This is a genomic window from Hymenobacter sp., assembly GCF_031398885.1.
GTDB lineage: Bacteria > Bacteroidota > Bacteroidia > Cytophagales > Hymenobacteraceae > Hymenobacter.
On sequence record NZ_JANNOD010000108.1, the window covers coordinates 1 to 6,405 of the forward strand.

The following is a 6,405-nucleotide window of genomic DNA, read 5'->3' on the forward strand; positions in this document are numbered from 1 at the left end:
GCAGCATCTCGCGTGCTTCGTTGAACGATTGAGTCACTACCACACGCGAGATGCTGCGCTGCGCTCTGCATGACGTTCCTTCTTCCTTCTTTCCACCTCCCCTTCCCCTTCTTCCCTCCTCCCCACCAGCCCCCCAAACCCTTTTTCTTACCTTTGACGTTGGCTAGCCCGCCCACCTTACTGAGTTCCGTGCGCATATCCCCTTCCACCAAACGACTTTTTATCGGCATTCTGGGCAGCTTGGCGGCGCTTTTGTTGCTGGCTTTCGCCTTGTTTCAGTGGCAGCGGCAGCGGCTTCTGACCTACACCCTGGGGGAAGTCAAGGCCAAGATTGAGCGCAAGTACCCGGTCATTCTGACCTTGGGCGAGGCCCGGTTCGCGGGCTTTAAGACGGTGGAAATCGCGGGTTTGAGCCTCGCGCCCAAGGCCGCGCCCACCGACACCCTGCTCACCGCCCGGAGGGTGCAAGTCAGCCTGAGCGTGCGCTCGCTTTTTGCGGGCCGGCCGGTGTTCAGCGACTTGCAAATCATCACGGCCCGCCTCACGGCCCGCAAAACGGCGACCTCGGACAACTTCGGCTTTCTCATAAAAAAGAAGGCCAGCGCCGCGCCGCGCGACACCACCAAGGGCACCAACTACGGCCTGCTGCTGAACCAGGTGCTCGAAACCGCCTTCGACAACGTGCCCGGCGAGGCCGAGTTCACCGACTTCTACGTCAGCTACCGCAGCCGGCGCCACACGGCGCTGTTGCGCCTGCCGGAGCTCAAGATTGAGGACGGCGACATCTCGGGCCGCCTCACGGCCACCGTCGACTCGGTGGTGAACGAGCTGGGCATCAGCGGGCACATCGAGCCGCGCGACTACGCCCTCACGGCGCGGGTGTTCGGGGTGGGCGGCTCGGTGCAGCTGCCCTACGTGCCGCGCCGCTTCGGGGCGCTGGTGAGCTTCGATACGGTGCTGGTGCGGCTCGACAGCAAGGATTTTGAGGACGACGACACCGGCGGGCGCCTCACGGTGCGCGGCTCGCTGGCGGCCCGCAACTTCAGCCTGTACCACCCCAAGCTGGCGGCCAACGAAATCGAGGTCCGGCGCGGGGTGCTGGACTTCGTGACCACGCTGGGCCGGGGCACGGCCGCCCTGGAGAACGGAAGCCGGCTCACGGTCAATAAAATCGTGCTCTACCCCGACATCAGCGTGCGCCTCAAGCCCAGCCGCGCCGTGCGCATCAAGGTAACCTCGGCCGAAACCCCGGCCAACGACTTCTTCAATTCCCTGCCCACCGGCATCTTCGACGAGTTGCGCGGCACCCAGGGCACCGGCACGCTCACCTACCGCATGAGCGGCAGCGTGGACCTGGCCAACGTGGACAGCCTCAAGTTCGATTCCAGCCTGCGGGGCCGGAATTTTCGGCTCACCAGCTTCGGCGAGGAAAACCTCAACAAGCTGAACACGCCTTTTCGCCACACCGTCTACAACGACCGGGGCGACTCGGTGCGCACCTTCGCCGTGGGCCCGCCCAACCCCGACTTCGTGCCCTACAACGACGTGTCGCCGTACCTCATCCACGCCATTACCACGGCCGAGGACCCGCGCTTCTTCTCGCACAAGGGCTTCATGGAGAAGGCCTTCGTGCGGTCGGCCATTCAGAACATCAAGGAGCGGCGCTTCGCCCGCGGCGGCAGCACCATTTCCATGCAGTTGGTCAAGAACGTGTTCCTGACCCGCCAGAAAACCGTGGCCCGCAAGATTGAGGAAGCCCTCATCGTGTGGCTGCTCGAAAACACCCGCATGGCCAGCAAGCAGCGCATGTTCGAGGTCTACCTGAACATCATTGAGTGGGGCCCGAGCAAGTACCGTTGGCCCAGCGGCAAGCGCGGCGTGTACGGCGTGAAGGATGCCGCCCTGTTCTACTACGGCAAGCGCCCCAACGAGCTCAACCTGCCCGAGAGCCTGTACCTGGCCAGTATCATCCCCAAGCCCAAGTACGCCCGCTTCTCGTTCGACTCCTACGGCGGCCTGCGCCGCAGCACCCGCTACTTCTTCCGCCTCATTGCCGACATCATGGCCGCCCGCGGCCTCATCACGAGCAACGACCGCGAAAACCTGCCCTACGGCCTCACCCTCACCGGCCCGGCGCGCCAGTACATGGCCTTCGCCACCCGCCCCGACACCACCCGCCTCACCGCCCAGGCCGACTCCAGCCAGTTCGAGCCCCTCAATCTGATTGACTTGCTGAACACCGGCGCCACTACCCCCGATGCCGGCATAAACTCCGGCGCCGCCACCGAGGAAGAGCCGCCCAAAGTGCCGAGGTAAGACCCAAGGGTCAGTTAAAAGTTAAAAGTGAAGAGTTAAAACTGAACTGCTTTTAACTCTTCACTTTTAACTTTTAACTGATTCCTTCGGCCACACCACCGACGCCGCCACGCTCAGCACGAGCAGGCCGCCCACCACGCCCAGCGCCACCGGCATGGGAATGGGCAGGACGCTTTCGAGCAGAATCTTGCCCCCGATGAAGATAAGAATCAGCGAGAGGCCGTAGTGCAGGTAGTGGAACAGGCGCATCATGCTGGCCAGGGCGAAGTACATGGCCCGCAGGCCGAGCAGGGCAAACACGTTGGAAGTGAAAACGATGAACGTGTCCTGCGTGATGGCCAGGATGGCCGGAATGGAGTCGGCCGCGAACACCACGTCGGTGGTCTCCACCATCACCAGCACCACGAACAGGGGCGTGGCAAAGCGCAGGCCGTCCCGTTTGACGAAGAACTTGCCGCCTTCCATCTGCCGGGTAATGGGCAGGTGGCGGCTCAGGAAGCGCACGATGGGGTTGTTTTCGGGGTCGATGTCGGGCTGGTCGCCGCTCAGGCCCATCCGCACGCCAGTATACACGAGAAAGGCGCCCAGGAGGTAAATCAGAAAGTGAAACTTGGCCAGCAGCGCCCCGCCCACCAGAATGAACCCGGCCCGCAGCACCAGCGCGCCCAGCACGCCCCAGAACAGAATGCGGTGCTGGTACTGCCCCGGCACCTTGAAGTAGTTGAATATGAGCAGAAACACGAACAGGTTGTCCACGCTCAAGGCCTTCTCTACGAGGTAGCCCGTGAGCCATTGCAGCCCGGCCTGCGACCCCATGGTGCGGTACACCAGCAAGTTGAAGGACAGCGAAAGCACCACCCAAAACACGCTCCAGCCCAAGGCCTCCCGCAGTTTTATCTCGTGCGATTTCCGGTTGAAGACCAGCAAATCGAGCAGCAGCAAGCCGATTACAAAAGCATTAAAGACCAGCCAAAACAGGGGAGTGTTTTCCATGCGTACGAGCAAGATACGCCGGGGTGCGGGGGTAGGTTGGGTTGGTCAGCCGCCGCCGTCCGCGACGGCGCCGCCCCGGGGGCCAACGCGCGGCGGCGTCCCGCGCCAACGCGGCGCGCTACTTAACGGCCGGTTTGAGGGGACGCAGCCAGCTGCTGAGCTTCATTTGGAGCACGCCGAAAAAGGCTTCCTCCACGATGCCCTTCGACATTTTGGAGGAGCCGCGGGTGCGGTCGGTGAAGATGATGGGCACTTCCTTGATGCGAAAGCCCAACTGGTAGGCCAGCCACTTCATTTCAATCTGGAAGGCGTAGCCCACGAAGTGAATGTTGGCCAGGTCGATGGCGCGCAGCACCCGCGCCGAGTAGCACTTGAAGCCGGCCGTGGCGTCGCGGATGGGCATGCCCGTGATTAGGCGCACGTACCAGGAGGCGAAGTACGACATGAGCACCCGCGACATGGGCCAGTTCACCACGTTCACGCCCTCGATGTAGCGCGAGCCGATGGCCATGTCGAAGCCGTCGCGCACGCAGGCGTCGTGCAGGTGCAGCAGGTCCTCGGGGTTGTGCGAGAAGTCGGCGTCCATCTCGAACACGTACTCGTAGCCGTGGCCCAACGCCCAGCCGAAGCCGTGGAGATAGGCCGTGCCCAAGCCCTGCTTGCCCGTGCGCTCTTCCAAAAACAAGCGGCCCGCAAACTCGGCCTGCAGGCCCCGCACGATGGCAGCCGTGCCGTCGGGCGAGCCGTCGTCGATAATCAGCACATCGAAAGCCCGCGTCAACGACATCACCTTGCGGATAATCAGCTCCGCATTTTCGCGCTCGTTATACGTTGGAATTAGGACGAGGCCTTCACTCATAGGGTCAAAGATAGGGTTTTGGGGCACGAAGCTGCACGGGACGCTGCGCTTAATGAGGAATGAAGAATGAGGAATGAAGAATTGGAAAACGGCAAAAAGGCCCGAACTTCTTCATTCCTCATTCCTCATTCCTCATTCTTCATTAAGCGCAGCGTAAGCGTGGCGTCCCGCAGCGTTTCAGCTACTTTCCGGGCGTGGCGCACGCAATCGGGCACGCTCACTCCGGCCCGCCAGTTGGCCACGGCCACGACGTTGGCTGCTTCCAGGGCATCGGCGGCGGCGTGGGCGCCAACAATGTGCTCATCGAACTGCGGAATGCTGCGCGGCCACAGGTAGCGGCCCTGCCAGCGCGGGGCGCCCGCAATGCCGTAAAACCGGCTCAACTCGGCGTGCACGGCGGCTTTTTGTGCGGCCTCGGGCTGGCCGGCGGCTTCTTCGTACTGCGCGCCGCCCACGAAGGTGGTGAACAACACCTGCCCCGTCGGCACCCGCTGCGGGTAGATGGCGCTGGTCCAGATGGAGCCGGCCGCGTACGCCCCTTCCACCTTGGGGTGCAGCGCCCCGAAGCCATTGAGCGGGTGCGTCACCGCGGCCCGGTCGTAGGCCGAAAACACCACGCTCAGCGGCGGGTAGCGCACGGCGGCCAGCGCGGCGGCGGCTTCGGGAAACAAGGGGTGCAGCAGCGGCGCGGCGGCGTAGGCGGGCAGCGCCAGGGCCAGGTGGGTGTAGCCGGGCGCGGCGGCCAGGTGCTGGGGCCCGGTCAATTCCAGCTGGTAGGTGCCGTCGGTGGCCCGGGATAGGGCCGTTACCGTGGTGCCCAACTGGCAATTGGTGAGCCGGGCGGCCAGGGCATCGGTCAGGGTCTGAATGCCGTTTTGGAGGGTGAAGATGCGGCGGCGTGGGGCGCCCTTGCCGGTCTTGGCCAGCCCGCGCAGCACCGAGCCGTACTGCTGCTCCAGGGCCGCGAGCTGCGGGAAGGTTTTGCGCAGCAGCAGCCGCTCGGGGTCGCCGGCGTAGATGCCGGCCATGAAGGGGTTCACGGCGTAGTCCAGGATTTCGGGGCCGAAGCGGCGGCGGAAAAAGTGGGCCACGGTTTCGGAGGCGTCGGGGGGCGCGGCGGGGCGCCGCAGCTCCCGCAGCACCTGCCACTTCGCTTTCAGGCTGAAAAAGCCGTTGGTGAGCAGGGCCGGGGGCGAGCCGGGCAGCTGGCGGTAGCGCCCGCCGCGCAGCACGTAGCGGTGCTGGCTCACGGCGGCGGCGTCCTCAATCCGGTCGGTCAGGCCGAGTTCGGCGAGCAGCTCTTCCAGCTCCTTGCTTAGCTGCAGGGAGTTGGGGCCGGTTTCGAGCAGGTAGCCCTCCGGCGTGGCCCAGCTGCGCAGGTTGCCGCCGGGCCGGGCGTCGGCCTCGAACAGGTCGTAGGCCACGCCGGCCCGCTGGAGGGACCAGGCCAGGGTGAGGCCGCTGATGCCGCCGCCGATAATGGCAATTTTCATGGATTGTGGGGTAGCGCGAACTTCGTACTTCGCGTCCGCGCGCCGCCGGAACAGCCCAAGTGGCGCGGGGACGCGGACTACAAAGCTCGCGCTACTTTCTTTGTTCAATGATAAAGCCCAACAAAGCCATTTTTCTGGACCGCGACGGCGTACTGAATGACGAAACCGGCGACTACGTGTGGCAGCTGGACGAATTCATCGTCAGCCCCGGCGTGCCCGAGAGCCTGGCCCGCCTCAAAGCGGCCGGCTACTACCTCGTGGTGGTCACCAACCAGGCCGGCATCGCCAAAAAGCTCTACGCCGCCGCCCAGGTGCACGCCTGCCACGCCAAGCTGCAGGCCGCCTGCGGCAACGCCCTCGATGCCCTGTATTTCAGCGACGCCCACCCCAGCGTGAGCGAGTCGATCCTGCGCAAGCCCGATTCGGGCATGTTCGAGAAGGCCGTGGCCCGCTTCGGCCTTGACCCCGCCCAGTGCTGGGTAGTGGGCGACCGGTACCGCGACATGGAAGCCGGCGCCAAAATGGGCGTGCGCGGCATCATGGTGGGCCAAACGGAGGCGGTGGACTTCACCCCCCGAGTGGCCGACTTGCGGGCGGCCACGGATATTATTCTGAGCGAATAATAATTCTGAGCGAATAATAATTTGGATGGCAAACAGCCCGTCATGCCGAGCGCAGCCGAGGCATCTCACGTGGGGTAGTAATCCAATCGATGCAACGAGGCGAGCGAGATGCCTCGGCTGC

At 64.2% G+C, this 6,405-nt stretch carries 5 protein-coding genes; 2 read left to right on the forward strand and 3 right to left on the reverse strand.

Annotation, left to right across the window (positions count from 1 at the left end; translation table 11 throughout):
- Positions 1 to 189: 189 nt before the first annotated feature.
- Positions 190 to 2,316, forward strand: a complete 2,127-nt coding sequence (locus tag RMO51_RS19625) for a biosynthetic peptidoglycan transglycosylase (protein ID WP_310397662.1) — start codon at positions 190 to 192, stop codon at positions 2,314 to 2,316.
- Between the two features lie 66 nt (positions 2,317 to 2,382).
- On the opposite strand, the gene RMO51_RS19630 is transcribed toward RMO51_RS19625, so the two are convergent.
- The 3 genes from RMO51_RS19630 to hemG form a co-directional block, all read right to left on the reverse strand.
- Positions 2,383 to 3,309 (reverse strand): TerC family protein, encoded by a 927-nt coding sequence (locus RMO51_RS19630; RefSeq protein ID WP_310397664.1) that lies wholly within the window; start codon positions 3,307 to 3,309, stop codon positions 2,383 to 2,385.
- A gap of 118 nt (positions 3,310 to 3,427) precedes the next feature.
- Entirely contained in the window at positions 3,428 to 4,168 is a 741-nt protein-coding gene (locus RMO51_RS19635) for a polyprenol monophosphomannose synthase (protein WP_310397665.1), read from the reverse strand.
- Positions 4,169 to 4,293: 125 nt separating this feature from the next.
- Positions 4,294 to 5,661, reverse strand: a complete 1,368-nt coding sequence (gene hemG, locus RMO51_RS19640; RefSeq protein WP_310397667.1) for a protoporphyrinogen oxidase — start codon at positions 5,659 to 5,661, stop codon at positions 4,294 to 4,296.
- A gap of 107 nt (positions 5,662 to 5,768) precedes the next feature.
- Between hemG and RMO51_RS19645 the strand changes: the two genes are divergently transcribed.
- A complete protein-coding gene (locus RMO51_RS19645) occupies positions 5,769 to 6,284 on the forward strand; it encodes an HAD-IIIA family hydrolase (RefSeq protein WP_310397669.1) in 516 nt (171 codons plus the stop codon).
- The last annotated feature ends 121 nt before the right edge of the window (positions 6,285 to 6,405 follow it).